Annotated in this window: 15 protein-coding genes; 9 read left to right on the top strand and 6 right to left on the bottom strand. The window is 51.8% G+C overall.

Features of this window, described 5'->3' with window-relative positions; all coding sequences use genetic code 11:
- Positions 1-156: 156 nt before the first annotated feature.
- The 3 genes from prfH to BLQ12_RS18250 all read right to left on the bottom strand — a co-directional run bounded on the left by prfH (position 157) and on the right by BLQ12_RS18250 (position 2,522).
- Positions 157-783, bottom strand: a complete 627-nt coding sequence (prfH, locus tag BLQ12_RS18260; RefSeq protein ID WP_092212739.1) for a peptide chain release factor H — start codon at positions 781-783, stop codon at positions 157-159.
- On the bottom strand, positions 780-1,913 hold the full coding sequence (locus BLQ12_RS18255) for an RNA ligase RtcB family protein (protein ID WP_092212736.1): 1,134 nt from the start codon (positions 1,911-1,913) through the stop codon (positions 780-782). The genes prfH and BLQ12_RS18255 overlap by 4 nt, the downstream gene beginning before the upstream one ends.
- A gap of 330 nt (positions 1,914-2,243) precedes the next feature.
- Complete coding sequence (locus BLQ12_RS18250) at positions 2,244-2,522, bottom strand: hypothetical protein (protein ID WP_092212734.1); 279 nt, start codon at positions 2,520-2,522, stop codon at positions 2,244-2,246.
- 1,974 nt (positions 2,523-4,496) lie between these two features.
- Between BLQ12_RS18250 and BLQ12_RS18245 the strand changes: the two genes are divergently transcribed.
- The 5 genes from BLQ12_RS18245 to BLQ12_RS18225 all read left to right on the top strand — a co-directional run bounded on the left by BLQ12_RS18245 (position 4,497) and on the right by BLQ12_RS18225 (position 16,980).
- Positions 4,497-6,815: a type I restriction-modification system subunit M gene (locus BLQ12_RS18245; RefSeq protein WP_092212732.1), complete on the top strand. Its 2,319-nt coding sequence runs from the start codon at positions 4,497-4,499 to the stop codon at positions 6,813-6,815.
- 44 nt (positions 6,816-6,859) lie between these two features.
- Positions 6,860-8,194 (top strand): restriction endonuclease subunit S, encoded by a 1,335-nt coding sequence (locus tag BLQ12_RS18240; RefSeq protein WP_175469921.1) that lies wholly within the window; start codon positions 6,860-6,862, stop codon positions 8,192-8,194.
- Positions 8,195-9,174: 980 nt separating this feature from the next.
- A complete protein-coding gene (locus tag BLQ12_RS18235; protein ID WP_092212728.1) occupies positions 9,175-12,456 on the top strand; it encodes a type I restriction endonuclease subunit R in 3,282 nt (1,093 codons plus the stop codon).
- 146 nt (positions 12,457-12,602) lie between these two features.
- Positions 12,603-16,448: a reverse transcriptase domain-containing protein gene (locus tag BLQ12_RS18230; protein ID WP_092212726.1), complete on the top strand. Its 3,846-nt coding sequence runs from the start codon at positions 12,603-12,605 to the stop codon at positions 16,446-16,448.
- A gap of 142 nt (positions 16,449-16,590) precedes the next feature.
- A complete protein-coding gene (locus tag BLQ12_RS18225) occupies positions 16,591-16,980 on the top strand; it encodes a hypothetical protein (RefSeq protein ID WP_092212724.1) in 390 nt (129 codons plus the stop codon).
- A gap of 710 nt (positions 16,981-17,690) precedes the next feature.
- On the opposite strand, the gene BLQ12_RS28055 is transcribed toward BLQ12_RS18225, so the two are convergent.
- Complete coding sequence (locus BLQ12_RS28055; protein ID WP_254782083.1) at positions 17,691-18,467, bottom strand: hypothetical protein; 777 nt, start codon at positions 18,465-18,467, stop codon at positions 17,691-17,693.
- Here BLQ12_RS28055 and BLQ12_RS27525 point away from each other — a divergent pair.
- The 4 genes from BLQ12_RS27525 to BLQ12_RS18205 all read left to right on the top strand — a co-directional run bounded on the left by BLQ12_RS27525 (position 18,363) and on the right by BLQ12_RS18205 (position 24,304).
- Complete coding sequence (locus BLQ12_RS27525; RefSeq protein WP_254782082.1) at positions 18,363-20,384, top strand: AAA family ATPase; 2,022 nt, start codon at positions 18,363-18,365, stop codon at positions 20,382-20,384. The two genes, BLQ12_RS28055 and BLQ12_RS27525, sit on opposite strands and share 105 nt — an antisense overlap.
- Positions 20,385-20,386: 2 nt before the next feature.
- Entirely contained in the window at positions 20,387-21,622 is a 1,236-nt protein-coding gene (locus tag BLQ12_RS18215; protein ID WP_092212722.1) for an McrC family protein, read from the top strand.
- A gap of 432 nt (positions 21,623-22,054) precedes the next feature.
- Positions 22,055-22,954, top strand: a complete 900-nt coding sequence (locus tag BLQ12_RS18210) for a DUF302 domain-containing protein (RefSeq protein ID WP_092212720.1) — start codon at positions 22,055-22,057, stop codon at positions 22,952-22,954.
- Between the two features lie 507 nt (positions 22,955-23,461).
- Positions 23,462-24,304 (top strand): HAD family hydrolase, encoded by an 843-nt coding sequence (locus BLQ12_RS18205; protein WP_254782078.1) that lies wholly within the window; start codon positions 23,462-23,464, stop codon positions 24,302-24,304.
- Between the two features lie 49 nt (positions 24,305-24,353).
- Here the strand turns inward: BLQ12_RS18205 and BLQ12_RS18200 are convergent, their stop codons facing one another.
- Positions 24,354-24,914, bottom strand: a complete 561-nt coding sequence (locus BLQ12_RS18200; protein ID WP_175469919.1) for a rhodanese-like domain-containing protein — start codon at positions 24,912-24,914, stop codon at positions 24,354-24,356.
- A 302-nt stretch (positions 24,915-25,216) separates the two neighbouring features.
- On the bottom strand, positions 25,217-26,245 hold the full coding sequence (gene dctP / locus BLQ12_RS18195; RefSeq protein WP_092212716.1) for a TRAP transporter substrate-binding protein DctP: 1,029 nt from the start codon (positions 26,243-26,245) through the stop codon (positions 25,217-25,219).
- Positions 26,246-26,568: the final 323 nt, after the last annotated feature.

Raw genomic sequence — 26,568 nt, 5'->3', positions numbered from 1 at the left:
CGATGGTTTATTGATAATGGGCAATGTGAGTTGATAGACCCATGAAGGGCCGTCCCAAAGCGGTGGATACCATCGGCATGCATGGCACCACCACCATGGAGCGCCGCACTCCCGTGCGGCTTTTTTATAGGCAAATGCAAAGAATCCGCCCTGAACTTACCTTTTTTCCTTAAACCCCGGTCCATGGAAAACCCGAACCGGGTTGCCCCGCTCAAGAGCTGTATGGCTTTCCCATTGGGCGTGCTGGGCGACCATGCTTGCCTTATCGTTTCTTACCTGAAGCAGCTCTTTCAGCCGGGCCAGGGCAAGCTTTTTGTTGAGGTGCTGGGACCGCTCTTCCTGGGCCACGGCCACCAGCCGGGAGGGGAGGTGGGTGATGCGAATCGCCGTGTTGGATGTGTTGACGTGTTGACCGCCGGGCCCCGAGGCCCTCATGGTGTCGATCCTCAGGTCTTGATCCCGAAAATCCGTCTCTTCAGGGGGCGTGACAGCGTAAATACCCACAAACCAGTTTTTCCGTTTGTGCCCGGGCCGAAAAGGGCTCTGCCCGATCCATTGAATGGTTCCGGCCCAGGAGGCGACAAACCCTTCAATGTCCGGGCCATCCAGGGAGAGAAGGGCCGACTTCAGGGTGCCGGGCCGGGGCCCGTCGATTGTCTCCAGGGGAATGACCTTGAGACGGCGCGCCCTGGCATCGCCGGTGAATCGTCTCATTACGTGGTGAGCGGCGTAGCCGCACTCTGCCGGGCCTTTTCCTGCGGTGATCTGTATCCAGATGCTCATGCCTGCACCTCCCGGGTCTTGTATGTGATGAGGGGCTTCAGGGTGGCCACAACGGTGATGAGGTCCGCCTCCAGCATGTCCTGTATCACCACGTCGATGTTTTTGTAGGCCTGGGGCGCTTCTTCGTAAAGCAGGGCTTTGTTTTTGCAGATTACCCGGCTTCCCAGGGCGGTCTGCGTCAGTGCCTCCAGGGTGTACCTGTTTTGGAGGCGGCCTTTGCTTTCGCTTCGTTTCCATTTTCGGCCTGCGCCGTGGGCCAGGGAAACCCCGTGCATCTCGTTGGGAGCTGTGGGGAACACAAGGTAGCTCAGGCTGCCCCGGGAGCCCGGGATCACCACCAGTCCTTGATCGGATGGGGCTGCGCCTTTGCGGTGGAGCCAACCGGCTTGCCCCTGGATGGTCTGGGGTGTGAGGCTGTTGTGGCAGATATCGAGGATGCGATTTCCCCGTGTGCCCAGGGCGGATAAGAACCGATGGGCAATGACGGCTCGATTGACGCGCGCCCAGGCCAGGGCATGGTCGTGCTGCCGAAGGTAGGCCGCGGCTTCTTCTGACCCTTCTTCAAGGCCGTTGTTTTTGTACACAGCCACATGACGCCTCAGAATGGATTCCCCAAGGCCCCGCGAACCGCTGTGAACCAGCAGCATCAATGCGCCTTTGGACAAGCCTGCCTTATGGAAAAGTGCGTCGTTTTCAATGGTATTGACGGTCTGCAACTCGGCAAAATGGTTTCCGCCGCCAATGGTGCCCAGGGCCGGGTCCCATTCGCCTGGCGTCAGGCGCTCTTCATCAAGGAAAGGCGCGGGGTCTCCGTTCCACGGTGCATCCAGCCCGGTTAGTTTTTTAACCCAGCGATCCCGTTTGATTTTGGTGTGCTTTAGGTCGGTTTGCCACAGCCCCATGCCGCAGCCGATATCGTTGCCGATGAGAAAGGGGTAGAGGGTGGTGAGGGTAAAAAAGGCCGCCCCCACAGGGGTTCCTTTTCCAGGGTGAAGATCCGGCAGGCCAATGGCCATCTTCATGCCGGGAAGTGTTGCGGTGGTGTTCAGTTGCTGAAGGGCAGCCCCTTCAATCCAGTTTTTTTCGGAGGCGATTACACGAATGATCGCCGATGTTTCTGATGTGCCCATGGGACTCCATAGTATTTTTTTGAACGCTTCGTTTCATTGGGTCGGTTTGCCGTAAGGTACTGAATTGATCTGCATGCATCGTCATAAGACCTCCTTTTTCGATAAAATCGATGTGAATGATTCGTGGGTGAGTGGGGCAACAGGGTCGCTGCCCAGCCTTGTCTCCGGTTTTCTCCGATGGGCCTATAACCCATGTGGCCGCGACTTTACGTTATTATAAAATGTTTTTCAACGAAATAGAGCATGTTACCTCACACATGACATTCGCCTGTTGCCCCCCACCGTTTTTCCCCATGACCTGTTTCCCCATGACCTATCACCTATGACCTGTTATCTGTTCCGTCTTCCTTTCTCTTTCATCTTCTCCTGCTCTTCCTGATAAATCCCTACAATCCGGTCGATCTTCTCGTACTGCCGCGCCAGAAGATCCTCGGCGATGGTGCGGATGCCCCATTTTTTGAAATCGATCTGCAGGCCGTTGCCGCCGGGGTCTTCGGCACCGTCCAGCTCGCTGAAAAAAACACCCACGGATGTCAGCAGGCGGTGGATATCTTTGATGGCGTCGCAAAGTTCCGGGATCTCTGCCCCGGAGAACATGGGTGAGGTCATGACAAGCCTCCTTGGTGTGGTGGATGAATCATGGTGGACCGTCTCAGGGGACGAGCCGGATACCGGCGCTTGAAACTTGAGCGTGAATAATGCTCGTTGGCAAAACCCGTTTTTGCTGGAAGCACCGCAGCCCGTAGGGTGCATTCCATGCACCAGAACCGTTGCCTGGTATTCACCCGTATAAGGGGAATCATAAAGGGCGTCGCTGCATCCATCATGGTGCACAAAGTGCACCCTACAGGGCGTCATCCCTGCTTGATCTGAATAATGCTCGTCGGCAAAACCCGTTTTTGCTGGAAGCACCGCAGCCCGTAGGGTGCATTCCATGCACCAAAACCGTTGCCGGGTATCCACCGGTATCAGGGGAATCATGAAGGGCGGCGCTCTATCCATCATGGTGCACAGAGTGCACCCTACGCTGTGACACCCGGCTTGGACGAGCCAGGGTTCCACCCGAGAATACGCGCAACCGTGGTCCCTTGCTCATTTCCTTCCTTTGGAAGAAGGAAATCAACGCTTCGCGTGAGGAAAATCAGTGGATGGTCAGGCACGAAATATTAAGGCGTGCCCATGGACAAAGGCCGTGAAGGAAAAGTGCCTCTTCGGTGAGATCAGGCGTAGAATACCCGTGGATCGCCAGCACTGACGGGCCTGTGAGAGATCGCGCAGAGATCCGAAGAGGCGCTTCCCCCTCCCGTTAATCAGGAACGCACGTCTTTAGCGGCCATCTGTTGCGACACACATGTGGTGTGAAAAGGTGCGGGTTACCGCATGATGAGGAAAATACGACTTGAAAAGGGGGTGGGTGTGGTGTAAAAAACCGTGTAGCCATGACGACCTCCTACTAAGGTTGTTTTGGTCAGGCCTGGCAGGATGTTACAGCATCCTGTCGGGTCGCTCTTCATTGCGTCAATAACTAGTTATTACCGTCCACGATAGTTTCATCCTTTCAAGATGTCAATGCTTTTTATCTGAAAAATCCCCATGTTGGTTCGATTTTGTGTGGTGTGTATCAGTGAAGGCCTCCGGCAGCAAGGTGGGCCACCTTGAAAGGATAGTCTCATTACCCTTTCCACGGCTGGTCAAACCTCGCCCTGTAGGGTGCATTTTATGCACCAAAACCATACCCTCCGATCCACCGAAATAATCTGAATAACGTCGGTTTCCCATGTGTCATGGTGCACAGAGTGCACCCTACGGGTTTTTGAGGTATCCCACGGGGTGACACATGGCGCCCGGTGAAGGTATTTCGGGTTATTGTAGGATGGGCAAAGGTGGTGCCGTGCCCATCGGGCGCGGGGGGACCGACCCTGCCGGGGGAATGGTATGGCGATGCCGAGGGTTTCATGATGATGGATGATGTGGGTTGATCGGGAAAAGATGGGCACGCTGACGCTTTGCCCATCGGGCGCGACGGGAACCGACCATGCTGGAGGAGCGGTATGGTCGGCTATACATTAAAACCCTGGAGCGCCGCACTCCCGTGCGGCTTTTTTGGTTTTTGCCCCATGCCGCACGGAGTGCGGCGCTCCAAAGACAGGTCCTTACGATATCATAAGAGCACAGCGATATGTTTCACCATACATCTAAGGGTTTATGGTTAGTCCTGCGTACCACCACGGGGAACAGCTATATATAAAGGTGACAAACGGAATAAAACGGACTACATATTTTGCGGGAAACACGCGGCCCACTGTGGGGTTCCTGTGGGATCGGTGATTCCTATGGCGGTCGCTATGGACGTGTTTCCCCTTGTTTTATTAACGATTCAGAATGCCTTTGGCGTTATGGTTTTTCGGTGGAGCTGCTCGGCATGCGAACACAATGGCCGTACGAGCATCTTCGGTTGATCCGGCACCACGCAAAACCTGTTTGTTAAACTTTTTAAAAGTTTAGCCCCCGGCAGGGCCGCCGGAGGCTTTTTCCGCGCCCCGTGTGGGCGTCCGATATATTTTCATAAAGAAAGCAGAGGTTATGACGCAAGCAACAAACAACTTGGCCGCATACATCTGGTCATTGGCTGATTTATTACGTGGGGATTTCAAGCAGAGCCAGTATGGGCGCATTATTTTGCCCTTTACCCTTCTTCGGCGCCTGGAAGGGGTGCTGGAAGAGAGCAAGGAGGCTGTGCTGGCCCAACATGAGGCCCTTCTTGCGCAAAACTTGCCGGAAGAGGCCGCAGAGAAGCTGCTCCTCCGGGCCACGGGCGATTTGTCCTTTTTCAACGTCTCCAAGATGGACCTCTCCAAGCTGGGGGAGACCGGGATCAAAGATAACTTGGAATCTTACATCCAGGGGTTCTCCAAGGATGCCCGGGAGATTTTTGAATATTTCAACTTTACCGAGTTCATAGGCCAGCTGGGCGACGCCAACCTTCTTTACAAGGTGGTTCAAAAGGTTCGGGGCGCAGATTTAAGCCCGTCAGCCGTCTCCAATTACGAGATGGGGCTGGTCTTTGAGGAGCTGATCCGGAGATTTGCCGAGGGGTCCAACGAGACGGCAGGGGAGCACTTCACCCCACGCGATATTGTGCGGCTCACCACCTCTCTTGTTTTTATGAATGATGACGAGGCCTTGACGAAGCCGGGCATTGTCCGAACGATTTATGATCCAACAGCGGGTACGGGCGGATTCCTCTCGGCCGGAATGGAGTACGTGCACGAGCTGAACCCCCAGGCGGTGATGCGGGCCTATGGCCAGGAGCTGAACCCCGAAAGTTTTGCGATCTGCAAGGCGGACATGCTGATCAAAGGCCAGGAGGTTTCCAACATCAAGCTGGGCAACACCCTCTCCGATGATCATCTCTACGCGAATAAATTTGATTACATGCTCTCCAACCCGCCTTTTGGGGTGGACTGGAAGAAGATCGAGCAGGAGATCAAAGATGAGAACACCCTCAAAGGGTACGACGGCAGGTTTGGGGCGGGGGTACCCCGGGTGTCGGACGGTTCCTTGCTTTTTCTGCTTCACCTTATCAGCAAGTTGCGTGACGCCTCCGAGGGCGGGGGACGCATCGGGATTATCCTGAACGGCTCGCCCCTATTCACCGGCGGGGCCGGTTCGGGGGAGTCGGAGATCCGTCGCTATATCCTGGAAGCGGATCTTCTGGAGACCATCGTGGCCCTGCCCACGGACATGTTCTACAACACCGGGATTGCAACGTATGTGTGGGTGCTCTCCAATAAAAAGGCCAAGGAACGCAAGGGCACGGTTCAGCTGGTGAACGGGGTGAACCTCTGCGGCAAGATGCGAAAATCCCTGGGCTCCAAGCGCAACCTCATGGATGACGACGACATGGCCACCATCACCCGTGCCGTGGGTGCCTTCGAGGTGATCGACGCCCGCGAGCTGGACAAACCGGTGGCGCAGAAAAGCAACCGGGGCCGCCAACCCGCCAATGGCAATGGTAAAGGTGATACGAAAAAGACCTTTGCGGCCAAGATTTTTGCCACCCATGAGTTCGGTTATCGCCGCATCACCATCGAGCGCCCCTTGCGGGAGTCCTACCAGTTTACAGATGAGCGCCTCAGCGAGCTTCGCTTTGCCCCCAAGCCCTTAAGCGCCCCCATGAAGTGGGTTTACGATGAGTTCGGAACCGATTGGTCCGATGCCCTTGATTGCTCCCGCTACGGCGTACTCAACGAACACGAAGCCGAAATCCGGCGACAGATAAAGCTACAATTTTGTACCCTCAAAGAGAAACAGATCAAAGATCTCCTGAACGTGAAAACCTGGACCGCCCAAAAAGAGCTGCTCCTGAAAGCCAAGACGATTCAGAAGTCCGTGGGCACCGACCAGCACGACGACATGAATGGATATGATGCCGCCCTGAAAAAATCCGGTGTCAAGCTCGACGCCAAAGAGAAAAAACAGCTCGCCGCTGCCGTGAGCTGGAAAAACCCCGACGCCGCAAAAGTGATCAAGAAGGTGCACAAAAAGGCCGTGGCCAATCCCATGTACGGGCTGTTTGAGGTGGACGGACACACCGTGGAGTACAAGCCCGACGGGGACCTCCGGGACAACGAAAATGTGCCCCTTGATCCGTCACGTACGGTCAACGAAATCAACGAGGCCTATGTTGCCAAAGAGGTGCTCCCCCACGTCCCGGATGCCTGGATCGACGCCACCAAGCGGGACGACAAGGACGGCGAGATCGGAATCGTGGGCTACGAGATCCCCTTTAACCGCCACTTTTACGTGTACACGCCCCCACGGGACCTGGCCGAGATCGATAAAGAGCTGGATCAGGTGAGTGAGGAGATTATGCAGCTGCTGAAGGAGGTGCATTCGTGATGGGGGGGAGATATCAGGGGTACCCGGAGTATAAGGATTCGGGGGTGGAATTTATAGATAGTATTCCAAGGTATTGGGAGTTGACGAAATTTAAATATGTTGTCGATTTTCAAGAAGGACCTGGGATTTTGGCGAAAGATTTTTTTGACTCTGGGGTACCGTTACTTAGAATTCAAAATATCAAAGAGAATTATGTCACAGATGATTATAAGACTTTTCTTGATCCCAATACTGCCAATAATAAATGGAAGCAGTTTAAGGTCCAATTTGGCGATGTTATAATTAGTTGTAGCGCATCGACGGGGCTTGTTTCAGAAGTTGATTCGTGTACAGTCGGTGCAATACCATATACTGGCCTAATTAGACTTCGTCCAAAGCCAAATTGTATTGTGAAAGACTTTGTTAAATATTTCGTAAAATCTGAGGCTTATCATGAGCAGATACGGATTTTGCAAACAGGCTCTACTATTCAGCATTATGGGCCTATCCATTTAAATCAAATATCCATCTCAATGCCAGATTTAGCAGGTCAAATTAGCATTGCCGCCTTTCTCGACTACGAAACCGCCAAAATCGACACCCTCATCGAAAAACAGCAGACGCTCATTGCCCTGCTGAAAGAGAAACGCCAGGCCGTGATCAGCCATGCCGTGACCAAAGGGTTGGATCCTGGTGTGCCGATGCGGGATTCGGGGGTGGAGTGGTTGGGGGAGGTGCCGGAGCATTGGGTGGTGTGCAAACTAAAATATATTGCTAAACTGGAGTCGGGTCACACACCAAGTCGTCGGATTGCAGAATACTGGCAAAATTGTACTATTCCATGGTTTACACTTGCGGATGTGTGGCAGCTGCGTGATGGGAGGCAAGTTTACGTTAAAGAAACAAAAGAAAAGGTGAGTGAGATAGGACTTGCTAACTCTTCTGCAAGACTATTACCAGCATCGACTGTGATTCTTTCGAGAACGGCTTCTGTTGGATTCTCCGGAATAATGAGCGTTGATATGGCCACAACTCAGGATTTCGCGAATTGGGTTTGTGGACAAAAAATTCGGCCATTATTTTTGTATTATATCCTTAAGGCGATGAAGAATGATTTGAGTCGATTGACAATGGGTTCTACACATAAAACGATTTATATGCCGGATATAGAAGCATTTACTATTGCATTACCTCCTTTGGAGGAGCAGGCAATGATTGTTGAGCATATAACAAAGAAAATAGAACACTTTGATTTGATAATTGATAAGTCAGAACAGGTTGTAACGACATTAACCGAGCGCCGCACAGCTCTCATATCCACCGCCGTCACCGGCAAAATTGACGTTCGCAATTGGAAGGCCCCGGCGCAAGCGCAAACCAACACGGTGAATGCCGCGTGATGTGTAGGATGGCAAAGGGCGTGCCGTGCCATCGGGCGCGGGTTCAACCGATGACGCCGGGTTGTGGTGTCGGTTCTACGATCTGTTTTGCTGTATTCCGCGTTGAGGGTTGACGGGGCAATGATGGGCACGCTCCGCTTTGCCCATCCTACGGGCCTTCGTGGTATGACCGGTGACGGTGAAATGGTGTTTGCCATGGGATCCTTTGGTGCCACATGAACCCTGCGCCGTGGGGTTTGTGTGAGGTAGGGTGTGCTTGCGCACCGCCGAAGAATCGTAACGGTCATGAAATCCCATGTACGGATGATCTTCGCGCAGCATAGACATGGCAAAAGAAGATGGTTTTCCGAATACGTGGTGCGCAAGCACACCCTACCGGATGTCACATGTAAGCCGGTAAAGCCATTCTGGTAGGCTGAAGAAAATTGGGCAGACTCGTTACCTTTGAGGAACTTTGAAGAACATTACTCGAAAAGCTGAGCGTGTCTGGAGACGGTTCCCGATGATGAGATTGTCTACGCAGTGCGTAGACAATTGAGTTGGGCTCATCTTCGCTCCATACTTTATATGGATGATTCATTAAAACCTGATTCTTATATGCGTATGGCCATCTCTACGATCTGTTTTGTTGTATTGCGCGTTGAGGGTTGACGGGGCAATGATGGGCACGCTGCGCTTTGCCCATCCTACGGGCCTTCGTGGTATGGCCGGTGAAGGTGACATGGTGTTTGCTATGGGGCCTTTTGGCGTAACGCGAAAACCCACACGCGCGTTTTAATGTTACCGTTTACGTAAAATGCTGCGTTTAATGCTTCACACCTTATCCACGGGCGAAGCCCGTCAGCGAATGTGATCGGCCTGAGGAACGAAGGCCGGGAGCATTCGCGACCCTGGGGTGCAGGGGATTTATCCCCTGCCCGCCGGAGGCTGCTTTTTTCTTTTTCCGCTTTTGATGTTTCAACCAACAAGGATGATGCCGCATGAGTTATTACGGTGGAGACAAGGCCAGGGAGTTTGTTTTTCAGAATGAGATGATCAGCCAGATGATTGATCACGGCTGGGTGTTGGGGAAGGCGGAAGGGTACAACCGTGAGTTGGCGCTTTATGAAGAGGATCTGCTTGGGTTTGTGAAGGAGACGCAGGGGAAGCAGTGGGAGAAGTATGAGAAATTGTATCCCAACGATCCTGAAGGTGTTTTTGCAAGGCGGGTGGCTGCGCAGCTGAATAAGGCGGATCCCAATGCGGCGCACAAGGAGATGCGGACCTTTGGGACGTTGGGGGCGCTGCGGCATGAGATTCGGGATCGGGGGACGCGGTTTCGGTTGTGTCAGTTTCGGCCGGAGCACGGGTTGAACCCGGAGACGCTTAAGCGGTATGAGCAGAACCGATTTCGGGTGGTGCCGGAGCTGGTTTACAGCCCGTGGGCAACGGACGCGCATCTGGCGGAGACCGGGGTGAAGGCCAAGGCGTGGCGCATTGATGTGGTGCTGTTTGTCAATGGGTTGCCGGTGGCTACCATGGAGTTGAAGTCCGAGTTCAAGCAGGCGGTGGAGAATGCCATCAGGCAGTACAAGGCCACGCGGTTGCCGGTGGACCCGGCGACCCGCAAGCCGGAGCCTCTGCTCACCTTTAAACGGGGGGCGCTGGTCCACTTTGCGGTGAGTCAGTACGATGTGTTTATGACCACGCGCCTTGCCGGGGATGAGACCTTCTTTCTGCCGTTTAACAAGGGGACGAAGGAGGGGGGCGCGGGAAATGATGTGCCCGAGGACGTGAACCGGTATGCCACGGAGTACCTGTGGAACGAGGTGCTGCTGCCCGATAACCTTCTCAATATTCTTGCCCGGTTCGTGCATCTTCAGATCGAGGAGAAGGAGGACTGGGAGGGGCGCAAAACCAAAAAAGAGACGATGATCTTTCCGCGGTATCACCAGTGGGACGTGGTGAATAAGCTCATTTCTGCGGCGAAGAGTGAGGGGCCTGGGCACAAGTATCTGATTCAGCACAGCGCGGGGTCGGGGAAATCCAACTCCATTGCCTGGACGGCCCATCAGCTCTCCTCGCTTTATGACGAGGCGGGCAACAAGCAGTTTGATTCGGTGATTATTGTCACGGACCGCACGGTGCTGGATGCTCAGCTTCAGGATACCATTTACCAGTTCGAGCATGTGGACGGGGTGGTGGGGCGCATCAACAACAAGGAGGGCAACGGGTCCAAGTCGGAGAAGCTGGCGGCTGCGTTGACCAACTCTCAACCGATTATCATTGTCACCATCCAGACCTTTCCCTTTGTGTTGAAGGCCATTGAAAACGACGTGAGTTTAAAAGAACGTCACTATGCGGTGATTGCCGATGAGGCGCACTCCTCCCAGACCGGGGCCACGGCGCGCCAGCTCAAAGAGGTGTTGATGATCGACGCCGAGGCGGACGATGACGGCGCGCTCTCGTCAGATGATATTCTGGATGCGGTGGTCGCCTCCCGCAGGGCCTCGTCCAACCTCAGCTATTTTGCCTATACCGCCACGCCCAAGACCAAGACCTTAGAGCTTTTTGGCCGTTTGCCGAATCCTTCGGAACCCTCATCCAAGACCAACATGCCGGTGGCGTATCATGTGTACAGCATGCGTCAGGCCATTGAAGAGGGGTTTATCCTCGATGTGTTGAAGAACTACACCAACTACAAGGTCGCCTACAACCTGGCCCTTGCCATTGAGAGCTCGGATCAGGAGGTGGAGAGCAAGAAAGCCAGGGTAAAGCTGGGACAGTGGGTGCGCCTCCACGATTACAATATTGCCCAAAAGGTGCAGGTGATTGCCGAGCACTTTAAAAACAACGTGATGGGGCTTCTGGGGGGCCAGGCCAAGGCCATGGTGGTGACCAGCTCCCGCAAAGAGGCGGTGCGGTACAAGCTCGGGTTTGACAAATACATCGCCGAGAAGGGATACAAAAATATCCGCGCCATGGTGGCGTTCTCTTCCGAGGTGGAGTTTAACGAGAACGATCCCAGCGTCGACGGGCTGTTGGGGGAAAAATTCACCGAGATGAATATGAATCCGAATTTAAAGGGGCGTGATATGCGCAAGGCCTTTGATTCCGATGATTATCAGGTGATGATCGTGGCCAACAAGTTCCAGACCGGCTTTGACCAGCCCAAGCTCTGCGCCATGTATGTGGACAAAAAGCTTGGGGGCGTGGAGTGCGTGCAGACCCTCTCCCGCATGAACCGGACCTATCCGGGCAAGGCCGACAGCGGCACCTTTGTCCTTGATTTTTTCAACGAACCCGAGGTGATCCTGGAATCCTTCCAAGCCTACTATGAGACGGCGGAGCTGGCGGATGTCTCCAATCCGGACCTGATTTTTGATCTCTTTGACAAGTTGCGCGAGGCCGGGATTTTCCTTTGGCACGAGGTGGAGCAGTTCTGCGAGGCTTTTTTGCAGAAGAGCAAGAGCAGCGCGGCCATCGCCAACATCTGCAAGCCTGCGGTGGAGCGCTGGAAGCATCGCTACACGTCGGCGGTTGGGGCGTATAAGAATGCCAAGGAGATGTTTGATCGCACCAAGAAAACCAAAGACCCCGTCCTCATCGCCAACGCGGAGACCAGTTTCAAAGAGTGCAAGAAAGAGAAAGATGCCCTTGAGATTTTTAAAAAAGATCTAAGCACCTTTGTCCGCTTCTACGAGTTCATGTCCCAGATTGTAGATTACGATGACAAGGATCTGGAGAAGCTCAGCCTCTACGCCCGCAACCTGCGCCCCATGCTGCGGGAGACCCTCCTTGATGATGATCAGATCGACCTCAACAGCGTGATGCTCACCCACTACCGGCTCTCGGAGATCAGGCGCCAGGACTTGAAGCTCCGGGAGGACTGCACCGAGTTTAAGCTGGAACCGGGCGAAGGTCTGGGCACGGCCAAGGCCAAGGACATCAAGGAAGAATTCATCTCCCAGATCATCACCCGCCTGAACGAACTCTTCATCACCGACGAGCTCACCACCAACGATATGGTGAGCTACGCCTACACCATTCGCGACAAGGTGAGGGAAAACGAGCTTGTGATGATGCAGATTGCCAACAACACCCCCGAACAGGCGATGCTTGGCGGCTTTCCCAAAGCCATTGACGATGCCGTGATGGACAGCGGCGAGGCCCATAAGAACCAGATGATGCAGCTGCTGTCGGACCCGGCGCGGGCGGCAGGGTTTGCGAGGGTGGTGTTTGATTTGTTGAATATGGGGGGCGTGCCTTCGGCGGTGAGGTGAGCTATATCTGAAGTTGATTTTTACCATCGTTTGTTAAGTGGAAAAAAGTCAAGGTGATACAACTCTATTTTCATAGTATTGTGTGGGATTTTGCGAGAATTCAATAAATAAAAAAGATAATATTTTTTTGGCATAGGTTGAAAATTATGGCTGTTGTAGATCAAAAGTATCGTCGATTGAGTCCAGATATTGAATTTCTTAGCGATGAGGCTGTGCTGGCGCAAGCTTGGAAGAAGTGCGACATTTATATTCGTATGCACAATTGGTATGCCGATATTTTGGAGTTAGAGCAAGCCTCCTTAATGGTGCCAATTTGGGTGAAGAAATGGTGTATAGAAGTTAAAAAAGGTGATGTTGAACCAAAAAGCGATATGCGTTTGGTCCAGGCACCGAAGAATGCTAAATGGAAATTCATAAAAGAAAAAAAATCTGCAAAATCATGGATCTATGCGCCAGCAAAATCTGAAGATGACATAAATGAGGATGAAGTTTGTGGACCACCGCTAAGGCCATTAGCTCATTTAGGGATTAGAGAGCAGTCGCTTGCTACTGCCGCAATGTTGTGTTTGGCGGATGCCGTTGAATCTATGCAAGGTAATACAGATCAATCAACCATTCAGGATGCCCAGGAGCAAGGCGTTTATAGTTATGGGAATCGGCTGTTTTGTGACTGGCTTCAACGTTCTGGTGGGAAACAGCAGGCACGTTATCGTTGGGGTAGTGCTGCTACATATAGTCAATTTTTCAAAGACTATGAGCGATTTTTATACAGGCCATCCCAAGTCTGCCAAGATGCTTTAGGTCAACTATTTGATGAGAAATTATATGTAATCAAATTAGATTTATCAAAATTTTACGATTGTATTGATCGTACCAAATTGATTAATAAACTGTCGAAAATTAGTGCTGATTATATCGAAAGTTTTGGTACTCACATCACGCGTAAGGATGAAAATTTAAAGGATAAATCGGAAGCGTTTTTTAAGCTTTTAAAGCAACTTATGTCATGGAAATGGAATAATGACGACAGTATAAATAATATTCAATTACCAGATGGGTTACCACAAGGCTTAGTGGCTGGTGGCTTTTTTGCCAACGCCTATATGTTTGAGTTTGATAAGGATATCGGTGGCCTTATAAAAAAAGATTTACCTGAAGGTGAAGACACATTCCGCTTATTAGATTATTGTCGGTATGTTGATGATATGAGGGTCGTGGTTGCTGCTAAAAAGAAATTTTCAGCATTAGAAGTAGGCGATAAGCTAACAAATCTATTTAAGGATAAACTGAAAGCGTATTGCAAGGGCTGTTCTAATAAACTAACTCTCAATGGAGAAAAAACGGAGGTTGTTCCTTGGGAAGATTATGCTGTTCAGGGAAGTACATCTCGTTTTATGAGGGACGTACAAGGACAAATAAGCCAAGCCCCAGACCCGACGACACTTGCAAATGCTACAGGAAATTTGGATCATCTGCTTTGGTTGGCTGATACGATTGAGGAAGGTAAGGATACAGACTCTAATTTACCTCTTGCAAATATCGCAAAACCTAAAATGGATGTCCGGGATGATACTATCCAGCGCTTTGCCGCCAACAGATTGAGGACCGTACTTCGTCTTCGACGAAGTATGGCTGATCCTGTTTTACGTATAAAAGATGGTGTTGCCCTGCAATCGGTAAGTGAGCAGCAATCTTTAGATCATGAAATTGAAACCATTGCGCGTAAATTGATCGCATGCTGGGCGAAGAACCCCGCTCTAACAGGTGTATTACGCTGTGGTATGGATTTGTTTCCATCTCCAGATTTGCTTATTCCTGTACTGCAAGCCTTAGAAGCTAAAATTTTTTATAAACAGCAAGACATTAACGAGAACGAAAAAATAGTAGCTTATTATATTCTTGCTGATCTGTTGAAAGCTGGTGCAATAGAAACAGGTTTTCATCGTGATGTAAGTTATCCTGAGCATTCAGATATTGCGGGCTATAGAAATGAGTTGAGACGGTTGGCCTTGGTTATAGTCGGGACAGAAAATATTCCTTGGTTTGTTTATCAACAGGCCTCTTTATATTTAGCGGTGATGCATTACCCTGTTGAAAAATCAAACGACCTTGCACTCCAGAATTATGACATATTGCATATGGCCCTGAAATACGAAAAACCTCATAGTAAGAACATTGAAAAACATTTATGCGCTGGTCTAATCGTCCTACAGTTAACAGGTAAAAAATCACATTTTGATACGTGGTTATGTGATTGGCTTAATCGTATGGAACCCAAAAAAGCCGTCAAGTTGGTCGATAAAATTGCGAGGGTTAACCCTCCAACCCTTATTAATGTATGTGCGAAATGGAAAAAAAATCCCAAAAAATCTTGGTATAAACATACTAAAAAGAAATTTTTTATTTCAAATAAGACAATTAAAAAGTCAAAGACTTTGTCAAGTTGGGGGACCCAAAGAATTTCTCTTGCAGCAATCACGAATCATCCTCAGAATCCCTTTGTACAAGAAAATGCGCTCATTAAGTTAGCCGAAGCTCTTCTTTCGAAGGGGGATGAAGTTGAGTTTGATAATCATTTATCATTGCATAGCTTGTTTATAGAATGTGAAGATTGGAATAGTATACAGAACCCAGAAAAAAAAATAGCTATAAGTTGGGAGAAAATATCCCAAGAGATGCCATGGTGCGAGACACCTGCTTGGTGCCAAGAGGATATGCAGTGGGCATATCATCTTGGAAGGTTGTTGAGGTCATCGATAATAGGCGAAGAGGATTTTACAACACGGTTTTATCCGATTCGTGAAATTGAACGCAACAGGTTCCGTGGTTTAAATGGGAGTTGGTATAAAAGGCGAATGGGTTTAATGCCCCTTGGCAGCGGTTTAGGAGAAGAAGAAACCCCGATTTCACCTTGGATGAATGAGTTGATAATGTGGTTGCTTCAATGGCCTGGGTTGGAAATAGGAGGAGCCGCATCAACTGATTTTGATAATGTTAAAAGTAAATCAGATTTGCTGGAACGAGTGAAAGAACGCAAGGATGTTTTAACAAAATATTTTGGTAAGCTATCAAATCTACCGGTATATTTATTGCCTGTGTGTAGCAAAAAAAATAGTGATTTAACAGCTTTTAAAGTTGGCATTGTACAAACTATTATGCCTTTAGCATCAGATTTCTGTTCGAAAGATCCCACCTTCTGGAGGCCTGAGTATCGTGCAAGGCACAGGGCACACCTGGCATCCATGTGTCGATTGGTGGTTCAACAGCTATCATCAAAAGCCGCTGCATCTGAAAAAATATATGGGTCAGAAGAGAAATTAGATTTGATTGTTTTTCCAGAATTAGCAATTCATCCTGATGATATGTGGTTATTGTCACGGTTATCAGACCAAACAGGCGCGACTATTTTTGCAGGCCAGACTTTTGTCAATCATGCTTATATGAATAAGCCTATCAATCGTGCTGTTTGGTTGTTGAGGCAGGAGAGTAAATCGGGGCGTCGTTTGATTCGAGCGTTTCAGGGTAAACAGCATGGTACATCTTGGGAAGTCAAAAATGGTATTGCAGGCCATAGGCCTTTCCAAGTTGTTGTTGAATTTAAAGGGTCCGATAATAAATCGGCAAATTTATCAGGTGTTATTTGTTACGACTCGACGGATATTGAAATAGCGGCAGATCTTAGAGAAGTAACAGATGGTCTTTTGATAGCGGCTTTAAATCCAGATATCCATACTTTTGATAGTATGGTGAAAGCTCTTCAATATCATATGTATCAACATATTATATTGGCAAATACAGGTGAGTTTGGTGGTTCAACAGCGCAAGCACCTTACAAAAAGGATTTTGTACGATTGATTTCCCATGTACATGGAAATAATCAGGCTGTGGTCAGTTTGTTTGATGTTGATCTTCTTGCATTTAAAAATCGTAAAAATCCTAAGGTTCCGATAGCGAGAAAGACGGCACCAGCGGGTTTCAATGGAAGGGCTTGAGGATTTTTATGATATAGCTCTATTTTCTTATCAATACAATGGTAGACTCAAAATGGACCTTCACCGTAGCCGCAGTGCAGGCTGCCAAGCCGTTTACCCATTGGCGCTATCCCTGAACTCCCCAATGATGGATTAACAAACCATGAGCAACTTTTTAACAGACGACACCAAAGCCATCCTCCTTCTGTGTGGGGTGTTTGGAAAAAATTGCTCTGAGAAACCTTTGACGCAGAAAGAGTACACCGCTCTGGTTCATTGGTTGATGACCATGAAGATGAGGCCGTGCAATTTGCTTCAATCCGAGAATGTGGCTGAAGCAGCCAAGGGCTCAAAGATTGCCTTGAATCGCCTTGAAACCTTTCTGGCAAGGGGTGTTCAGCTGGGATTTTCAGTCGAAGAGTGGCAACGAAAAGGCACTTGGGTCATGAGTCGAAGTGATGGCGATTATCCAGCACGTTACAAAAAGCACCTGAAAGACAACGTTGGCGTCACCTGTGTCAATGGACCACCTGATGGCCACTCTGGATGTTAAAAAATCGCAACTCACGGTTTGGCTCAACAGGGCGATGGAAGAGGGGCAGGTGACCAAGTTGGAACGACCTGTCAGGTATGTTGCTGTGGATAAGGCCAATAGAGAAGAGAGGCTCAATTCCAATTCCACAGGATGAATTGATCCTATCTCCTTCTGCGGACATCGTTCTTACGGCACAATGAACTGCCTTCCTCACATATAGTGTGTTTTTCTTTATTCCACCTTTGGTTTTCGATTACCCTTTTTTTGCCTACAAATGCTGCTGTATTGGTGCCCTGTTGTACTGCATTGTGTTCCGATATTGTGAATTGTTTTTAAAGCTTTAAAACCGATGTCGTCTTGAGCGGCGTGGAAAACCGAATTGCTATCTATATATCTCTATCTATGGATCAAGCCGGGGTGTGTGTGACGTGGCGGGGCGCTTTGTCGGGCTGCGAGGTCTCCTTGGGGAGGATGCAGGTTGTGGGTTGCTTTAGCAATGATGGGCACGCTGACGCTTTGCCCATCCTACAGGGTGATACACGCCGAACAGCAGCAATAACTTGAAAATACGTAGGATGGGCAAAGGTAGTGCCGTGCCCATCGGGCACGGCGCGAACCGGCCATTCCGGTGTGGCGATGCGGAAACATCTGTGGACGACGTGGCATGGCCTTTTGCGTTAAGCCAAATCGGCCTGGTTCTTAAAAAGACGTCATTACTCCTTGGAAAATCACCAGAATGGATATAACACTGGTGTAGCAAAAATTCGGATCCACTCAGGAGAACCCTTATGAGCAGATATTGCGGCGAAAAAACCCACGATGTCGAATCCATTCTGGACGCGGCTGAGCATTGGCGAAGGGCGTGCATTGAAAACGATGGGGCTGTGTTTATTGATGACACCCTTTGGTCTTTGGAGCACTTCCGTGCTCTGGATCAGTATTTTATCCAGAACCTTGATATGGGTGATGGGAGTTTCTATGAAAAGCTGGAATCCCAGCTTGAGCCCACGGTGCCCGAGGTCAAAAAACTGGCTGCGGAGATGTTTTGGGTGATGTTTCTCTGCCCGAGCAACATCACCCCCGAAAAGAAGCGTGAGGGAATTGGGATGATTTGGGGATGGTCGGGGACGGGCTTGCCTCAAGACATCTCCTGGCTGTCCGACCGGTATCTGGTGGGGGCAGGCAGCGCCGGGACCGCATACAATACCAATCGATGGCGCGAGTTTATCTATTTTATCCGGTTGATGTCGGGCTTGAAGGCCATGGGTCTTGACGAACGAAAGAGGCTTTTGGGGGATGTCCGGGCCATGACAACATGGCTGGAGACGCTGGAGGAAAACGAGTCCCGTCAATTTCGTCACATGTTCCTGTTTCTCCTTTTTCCCGATGCCTGTGAACGGGTGTTTGGAGGTACGCACCGGCGGAGCATCGTTGCGGCTTTCAGGGAACTCCGGCCAGCCCAAGTCAACAAGATTACGGTGAGTGACCTGGATGGGGAACTCCACGAAATCTGCAAGGAGCAGGAGGCCTCTTATGGAACAGAGGAACTCGATTTTTATTCGCCTCCGTTGCGGAACCTATGGTTCGAGTCTCCCCACAACTCCTGGCTTTTCAGCTGGAACTCCACCAAATGGCCTTGGGAGACCCTGGCCGCCGATCGCCGGGCTACCCATAACGGGGAAACCGTGACGCTGCGCTGGAATTGTGCCAACACCGGTATCCATGTGGGGGACAGGGTCTACCTGACCCGGAGCGGCGCGGAACCACGCGGGGTTATCGCCATCGGCAATGTGGTGACGGCGCCTTATCAAGCAGATCACTGGGATGAGCCCCAAGGCAGCGGGAACAAGCAGATCTGGTACGTGGATATTGCTTTTTCACGCATTCAGGATCCCGACCAAGGGGATCCCATGGTTTCTCAGGAAGAGTTGAAAAAGGCGGTGCCGGACGATCAGGCGTGGTCTCCGCTGGCTTCAGGTATCAAAATAAAACCCAAGGCTGCCGGAATGCTGGAGAAGCTCTGGCAAGACACAGTCGAAAAAGTATCGAAACCAGAGCAGCCCACTTTGCCTGCAATGCGCCCCCGAAACCTCATTTTTTACGGGCCTCCCGGCACGGGGAAAACCTACGAACTCAATCGGCTCAAAGAACGATATGCCACACAGAGTACGCCTATCCAGCGTGACGTATGGTTGATGCAGAAACTTGCTGATGTGCGATGGTTTGATGTGATCGCTGCGGCATTGTACAAGCTGGGGGGCAGGGCAAAGGTCGGTGACATTGCCACCCATGAGTTTGTAGGGCTCAAAGGGCGTGTTATGGAACGTACCAGCCATATCAAGCAGACCATTTGGGCCACGCTTCAGCAGCACACCCCGGAATCGTGCACGACCGTGCTGACCCGGAACCGGTGCGCACCCTTTGTGTTTGAAAAGAGCCGTGACTCGGTTTGGTCCTTTACGGATGGCTGGCAGGAAACGTGTGATGACATTCCCGCTTTGGCGGATTCCTGGGAGCGAGGGCCCGATGCGGGGACGCAGCAACAGAGATATGAATTCGTTACATTTCACCAGGCGTACAGTTATGAGGATTTCCTGGAAGGGATTCGGCCTGTTGACGCAGGCGAGGATGGTGACGGGTTTTCGTACAGGGTGGTTCCCGGGGTTTTTAAGCGGATCGTCAAGAAGGCCAAGGCAGATCCCAAGCAGAAGTACGCTATTTTTATTGATGAGATCAACCGGGGAAACATAGCCAAAATTTTCGGGGAGCTCATTACCCTGATGGAGGTTGATAAACGGGCGGAGTCCGACAGCGAAGGTCACCTGACCAAAGGGTTGGAGCTGACGCTTCCTTACTCCGGCGAAACATTCGGTGTGCCGGTGAACCTCGATATATACGGCACCATGAATACGGCGGACCGCTCTATTGCCCTCATCGACACTGCACTGCGGCGCAGGTTTCGTTTTAAAGAATTGATGCCGAATTCGGCGGTCATCAACGGACGTGCCGCGGATGGAACCATTGATGATGGTGACGGTGGGGTCATTGATCTTCGTAAGATGCTTGATGCCATGAACCTGAGGATCCGGTTCCTGCTCAACCGGGACATGACCCTGGGCCATGCTTATTTTTGCAATGTGAGGACGTTTGCTGATCTTAAAGAGGTGCTCCTGAACCAGGTTATCCCCTTGCTTCAAGAGTATTTCTATGAAGACTGGCGCAGTATTCAAAAGGTTTTTCACGATGTGGGGGAAGATGGGCAACATCACGACCCACAGATTGTCTGCCATCGGATTGTCAAACCAGAAGAGGCTTTTGGCTTTGACGTTGCAGGCCATGACGATCTCATCGAGTACCGTGTTGAGGATGAGGCCAACATCGCCCCGGATGCCATTCGAAAAATATATGAAGATGTCAATTGAGCATGGAAATCTTAAGCGTCATCGAACATGAGCGCATTCCGATCCGGGCTTCCCGTCGTGAGGGCGAGCATGTGCTTACGGAGGCCCATGCCGAAGCCCTTTCCCGCCTTGAAGCCCGGTTGCCTAAACGAACGTTTGCCTGGGGGCATCATGTCATCACGTTCGCTCAGCATTGCGGGGTGGTGTCGTTGGGAGATCTTTGCATCGAGATTCTCCCAAAAATCCATGGGCGGGAGGAGAGCCCGGGGGCCTGCAGGGCGGCATTGATTTATCTTTTGAAACGGGCACGGCGCCTCAGGACAACGCCAGTGGGTGAGGGGGCCATGGGCCGCCAAACCGAGGTGCTTCTTGACGTGTTCCTGATCTATTTTTGTGATCTTCTTCAGGCCCAATTGATTCAAGGCATGCTTCGGGGGTATGTGGAAAAAGAGGAGAACCTCCATGTTTTAAGGGGCAGGATCAAGCTCGACATGCAGTTCAAGCACAACCTGGCCCACGGGGAGCGTCTCTATTGCTGCTACGACGAAATGAGCATCGACACCCCCCACAATCAAATGATCAAATCGGTGTTGTGCCGGATGCGGACATTCGCATCGGGCGCAACAGCACGAAAGCGGATTGCACGGCTTCTTATGCAATTTGCCGATATCAAAGACATCCCGGCAGATCTCGCATTTTACGACAGCCTTGCCTTTGATCGCACGACGTGTCGGTTTAAAGAGATTTTTGGCCTGTGCCGCATGTTTTTGCAGGGCCTCCACCCGGATGTGGTGGCCGGTGATCTGCCGTGCCTGGCCCTTGTCTTTGATATGAACAGGCTGTTTGAAGCGTATGTCTCGGATATCATGCGTCAGAATGCAGGAAAAAGGGGGTTGCGGTTGCGTGAGCAGGGCCCCAAAAAATACATGGCGACTCGTTCAGACACCGGCAATGACATGTTTTTGATGAAACCCGACATGGTCTTTCTGGATGAGAGCACGCCCGTAGCCCTTGCCGATGCCAAATGGAAAATCCTGAACGAAAACGGGAGAAACCTTGGAATCACACAGGGCGACCTGTATCAGGTCAGTGCCTATGCTGCCCGGTATGGCATTGATAAGCTGGCCTTGGTTTATCCCCGTCAGGCGAAGTTGACATCACCCGTCGAATTTCGCCTCCAGGGGGATGTCCGTGTCACCATCCGCATTATCCCCATAGACGTGATACCCAGTGGAGATACTGACGTCTTTTTTCCGTAAGATCATGGCATAGGGGGCTTGAATAGCTTTGCTGTGGAGCCTTGGCCGTTCCCTTGAAAATGCAATGAGCCGTACCGGAGCGCCGCACTCCCGTGCGGCTTTTTTTGTGTCGTCGGTCATGCCGCACGGAGTGCGGCGCTCCAAAGAAGAAGGGGGGCTCCATGGGTTTGAAAAAATTGTATTTTATGGGTGTTGTGTGTAATCTATTAGATCATCACGTCTTGAAAAGCCCGGGTGAATCCAAGGGCGCCAGCCCCCACACAGGTGGGCAATTCTTTCCATGTAAGGTGATTTCCTAAAAAAGCGGTCTACCCAATGCCCTCAGGGCAACGGGCATGTTTTATACGTTCCTGTTCTCTGGCAAGGTGTGGCCCACAGGTTTGAGCATCATTTTACCGATTTTTAAAAGGGGCGGGGCCCCGAGGAGGTTCCATGAGAACTCCGGCATTAAGTGCATGGGTTGTGGTTGGCCTTTTTGGTGTGGCATCGGTTTTTCTTTCAGGGTGTAAATCAGGGGGTGAGCCCCAGGATCGGTTCAGTGCGGTGGATAAACTCAGCTTGGCAATTGATGCGGAAATTCCCGAAAAAGAGATTGTTTTGGTCATTGATCATTCGCGGTTGGCAGAGGAGAAGGGGGTGGAGATGCCGGCGTCCCAGGTGACCATCTACACAGATCCCGGGGTGAACACCCCTTTGCTAAAACACAACCCCCTTGTGGGGCTGGACCTTCCGTTTCGGATTCTCGTGTACAGTGAAGATATGCAGGGAGAGACGGCAAAAGCGGTGTATGCATCTGCCGATTTTATAAGGAAAAGGCATGGGCTTGATGCCTCGGTGAGTTTGGCTGCGTACACCGAGGCCCTGACGAAGCCATTGGCACATGTTCCGCCGGAGCTTGTGTCCGAGGTTGACGGTGAAGGCGTCACCCCGGGATATGGGATCCAATTCTTATCTTCCCCCTTTGGCTTCGAGGCGACCATTGAGCGCCTGCAGAAAAATGTGATGGCCGAAGGGGACACCAAATGGTTTACCGTTGTCGATTACAAAGAGGATGCAATGAGCCTGGGCGATGAGCTGCCCCGGATGAAGCTCCTGCTTTTCGGGGGTCCGGCTCCGGGTGGCATGGCCATGGCAAAATTTCCCAAGCTGGGCCTTGATGCTTTCTGCCAGAAGGTTCTGGTGTATGAGAATGGAAAAGAGGAGGTCCAGGTGGCGTACAACGACATCGTCCTTTTTGCCGAGTTGCATTACGGGAACAGCATCAAGCCCCATCACATGCTTAACGGAAGGCTTTCAGAGACATTTAAACGGGCACTTGAGTTGAACGAATAGGTGGGTTGGAAGTCGGTGTGGAATGGGACCGTGACCTGAAAAAGTCCGGATAAAAGAGCCGCAATGGAGCGCCGCACTCCTGTGCGGCTTTTTTTGTGTCGACATTTTGCTCCACGGGTGTGTGGCCATTCTATGGCGCAGGAGCGGTCTTCCGATTACCCAATTTTTGTCTACAAGCCTGGTGACGTGGCGTTTTGTTGTGCTGCGTAGTATGGATGTGTTGTGGACTCATTTTCAGGAGGTTGTGACCAATTCGCCTGCGGACGTGATTGGTGAGTGTATTGCTCTCCGTGAGTCAAGCATGGGAGGGGGCTTTGCCGGGCTGCGAGGTACCCTCGGTGATGATGCATGGTGTGGGTTCATTGGTTAAAGATGGGCACGCTGACGCTTTGCATCCTACGGGGTGACACACGGCGGGCGGCTCTGGATGCCCCTTGCGTTCCCGCCCCCGCCTGTTTTATTGTGTTCCCGTCTGTTTTTTTTTGATTTTCTCAATGGAGGTCCCCTGTGTCCAAGTCGATTCCCATGGCCATTGCGTATGATTTTGATGGAACCCTGTCTCCGGGGAACATGCAGGAGTATGATTTTATTCCGCGGTTGAAGGTGGCATCCCGGGATTTCTGGGCGGAGGTGGATGCATACGCCCGGGAGCACGATGCCGATCAGATTTTGGCGTACATGGGGTTGATGTTGAAAAAGGCCAAGCAGAACGAGGTGCCGGTGAGGCGGGAGGATTTCCATGCCTTCGGGGCGGGCATCGAGCTGTTTGAAGGGGTGGAGGGGTGGTTTGACCGAATCAACGCCTATGGGAGGGAGAAGGGGGTGAAGGTCAGCCACTACATTGTCTCGTCCGGGCTGCGGGAGATGATCCGGGGGACGGTGATCGCGGAGTGTTTTGACGCCATCTTTGCCTCGGGGTTTATGTACGACCACCACGGCATCGCCAGCTGGCCGGCCCTGGCGGTGAACTACACCACCAAGACCCAGTACCTCTACCGCATCAACAAGGGGAGCCTGGAGGTCTATGACCACTCGTTGATCAACAAGCGCGTCTCCCCGGAAGACCGGGACGTTCCGTTTTCCAACATGGTTTTTATCGGAGACGGGGAGACGGACATCCCGTGCATGCGGGTGGTGACGAGTATGGGCGGCCATGCCATCGCGGCCTATGCCCCGGGGAAACGGGGCGCCAGGAGCCGGGCGGCCAGCTTGCTGGCCGACGGGCGGGCCACCCTCATTGCCCCGGCGGATTATACGGAAGGCAGCCGCATGGACGGCAGCGTCAAGGCCATGATCGACAAGGTCGTGGGGAATGCGAGCCTTAAGGAGCTGGCACAAAAACAGGTATAGCGCACAGGTGTCGAGGAAGAGGCCAAAAGACCTGTGCGGCCTGTTTGGATCAGGGCAGGTAGAGCAGCTCCCGGTTCAAATCGTAGGTCCAGGGCGCACCGGCGTTTACCCATCCGTTTAGCTTTCGCTTGCCGTAGTCTGCATGGCCCGTCTCTTTTATCGTGTCCCCTTCGAATCCGTCCACAATGTTATAGACCTGGGTAAAGCCTTCTTTGGCAAGGATATTGACGGCCATGGCGCTGCGGCCGCCGGATCGGCAGAGGATGAACAGGCGGGTGTCCGGGGCGTAGTGTTTTTTGACCTGGGCAACGAAATCCGGGTTGGGGGCCATGGAGATGCGTTCCCGAATGGGCTCCATGACCATGACAGGGATGTTACGGGCCATGGTGGTGTGGCCGATGAGCATGTACTCCTCCTGGGTTCGGACATCCAGGATTGTCGTGGTTTTGGGGTTCGCCTGCCATTCGGCCCAGGCATCGGCGGCCGTGATGTAAAGCCCCAAGCTTGTCTGTTTCATCAAGGGAACCGCAGGTGAATCGGCAAGGGACGAGGTGATGGGGGCTACCATCATAAGAACGAAGGCGATGACATGGGCTAATCGTTGGCGCATGGGTACTCCTGTTGAGTTACGTATATCAAAGGGGCGGGCCTGCCCCGTAACGTTTTTACACGTTGGCTTCCTGTTAAAGGGACCCATTGTGGGGGATTGCGGCAGTGGTGTCAACCCGATATTCTTGACCATTTTGCTGTACAATAGCCGGCGACACCCGGAAGCCGAGGGCATGCTGTGGTTTTGACCGGTATCCTCTGTGCCGTCGTGTCGGGGAAACCCGCCGGCCCCCAAAGGTTCCGGGTGCTTTGGAACCTTTGAGAGCGCTTGAAATGGCTTTTTAGATTGTCATCAGCCCAGGCCTATTGTGCGCTGTACCACTCTTTGAGGCCTTCCATCCATTTGCGCGTCAGGGTTTTGTCCAGTTCGGGCCAGGTTTTGTCGCGTACGTAATCGGCCATGGCGCGTAGTTCATGCCTTGAAAATTCATTTACTGTAACGCCCGCCTCCGTCAGTTTCCGTCTGTATCCAATGTCCTCCTGCTCAGCGATGTCAAAACTGTTCTGGCCTTCGGCTGCGAAAGCCCTGGCTATCACCTCCTGATCCGGGGCACTGAACGACTTAAAGGCTTTCATGCTCATGATGTACTGGGAGCTTTGAACGTTGCAGTTCAGCTGGTAATAGGTGGTGATGACATCGCTGAAGCCTGAATAATTGAGGCTGGGCGGGCCCCCGGCCCAGCCGTCCACCACTCCGGCCTGAAGGGCTGCGTGTACGTCTGTATAGGGCAGGGCGGTGGTTCGAAAACCAAGGGCCTGTATCCCTGTTTTGATGGCCTCAAGGCCGGACACGCTGACGACGATGCCTTTGTCCGTTCCGAGGTTTGTCAGGTTTTGGGCTTCCCCGGTGGTTCCCACCCCGACGAACCCTTCAATGTAGTAGCCAAAAAATTTGACGTCTTTCTTTTTCAGGAGCTTTGCGACCTGAACGGGGATAAAGGCTTCCGGGGCGAACACGTGTTTCAGCTCCCTGTAGTCCGCGGCAATGTAGGGCAGGTCACCGGTTCCCAGGCGCGGGTCCGCCTGGTCTGGGATGCGGATGTGGGCGGCATCGATGGAGCCGCTGCTCACACCGTCATAGACCTGCTCCGGGCTGCCGAGCTGGCTCTCCGGAAAGATCGTGATGTTGATCCGGCCTTCGGTTCCTTTTTCAACAGCGTCCTTGATTCGCAAGGTTGCCGCATGCGCCGGGTGATTCTCGGGAAATTGTGTGGCCATGCGCAGGGTCACGGGTGTGGCTTTGTCCGGTGTCTCGGTATCATCTTTGCTGCATCCTGCGGAAAGGCCCAGGGCCACGAGGATCGCTGCGGCCGTGTTTAAAAACCTGTTCATGGGAGTGCTCCTTTAGGGGGTTCTTAAAAGAAAGACTGCAACTTCGTTTGAGGCGAAGGGATGGCACGCAGCTTAGAAACAGGTCGTGGAAGGTGTGGCGCAGACGGGGGAGGCTGCCGGGGCAAGCGTGACTGAAAGAAAACCCTATTTTATCCGGTTTGCGGTGATAAAATCAAGTTCGCGGACGTGGGGTGCAGGGTGTGCCTTTATCAAAAGAGCCTTGAATGACGCAGAAGAAAGCCCTGGAAGGATGGCATAAAAAAAGGCCCTCCGGCTGAAAAAGCCGGAGGGCCTAAAATATTTTTAAAAGTCTGCCGATTCCC

The organism is Desulfoluna spongiiphila (assembly GCF_900101345.1).
Classification (GTDB): domain Bacteria; phylum Desulfobacterota; class Desulfobacteria; order Desulfobacterales; family Desulfolunaceae; genus Desulfoluna; species Desulfoluna spongiiphila.
Note: the sequence above shows the minus strand (reverse complement) of the source record. Positions and strands in the feature narration are given on the sequence as shown.

What these genes read in the sequence shown, in the direction of transcription:
- BLQ12_RS18225 (WP_092212724.1), top strand. Translation starts at nt 16,591, where the DNA reads ATGAGCAACTTTTTAACAGACGACACCAAAGCCATCCTCCTTCTGTGT.
- BLQ12_RS18230 (WP_092212726.1), top strand. Translation starts at nt 12,603, where the DNA reads ATGGCTGTTGTAGATCAAAAGTATCGTCGATTGAGTCCAGATATTGAA.
- dctP (WP_092212716.1), bottom strand. Translation starts at nt 26,245, where the DNA reads ATGAACAGGTTTTTAAACACGGCCGCAGCGATCCTCGTGGCCCTGGGC.
- BLQ12_RS18215 (WP_092212722.1), top strand. Translation starts at nt 20,387, where the DNA reads ATGGAAATCTTAAGCGTCATCGAACATGAGCGCATTCCGATCCGGGCT.
- BLQ12_RS18255 (WP_092212736.1), bottom strand. Translation starts at nt 1,913, where the DNA reads ATGGGCACATCAGAAACATCGGCGATCATTCGTGTAATCGCCTCCGAA.
- BLQ12_RS18235 (WP_092212728.1), top strand. Translation starts at nt 9,175, where the DNA reads ATGAGTTATTACGGTGGAGACAAGGCCAGGGAGTTTGTTTTTCAGAAT.
- BLQ12_RS18200 (WP_175469919.1), bottom strand. Translation starts at nt 24,914, where the DNA reads ATGCGCCAACGATTAGCCCATGTCATCGCCTTCGTTCTTATGATGGTA.
- BLQ12_RS18250 (WP_092212734.1), bottom strand. Translation starts at nt 2,522, where the DNA reads ATGACCTCACCCATGTTCTCCGGGGCAGAGATCCCGGAACTTTGCGAC.
- BLQ12_RS18210 (WP_092212720.1), top strand. Translation starts at nt 22,055, where the DNA reads ATGAGAACTCCGGCATTAAGTGCATGGGTTGTGGTTGGCCTTTTTGGT.
- prfH (WP_092212739.1), bottom strand. Translation starts at nt 783, where the DNA reads ATGAGCATCTGGATACAGATCACCGCAGGAAAAGGCCCGGCAGAGTGC.
- BLQ12_RS18245 (WP_092212732.1), top strand. Translation starts at nt 4,497, where the DNA reads ATGACGCAAGCAACAAACAACTTGGCCGCATACATCTGGTCATTGGCT.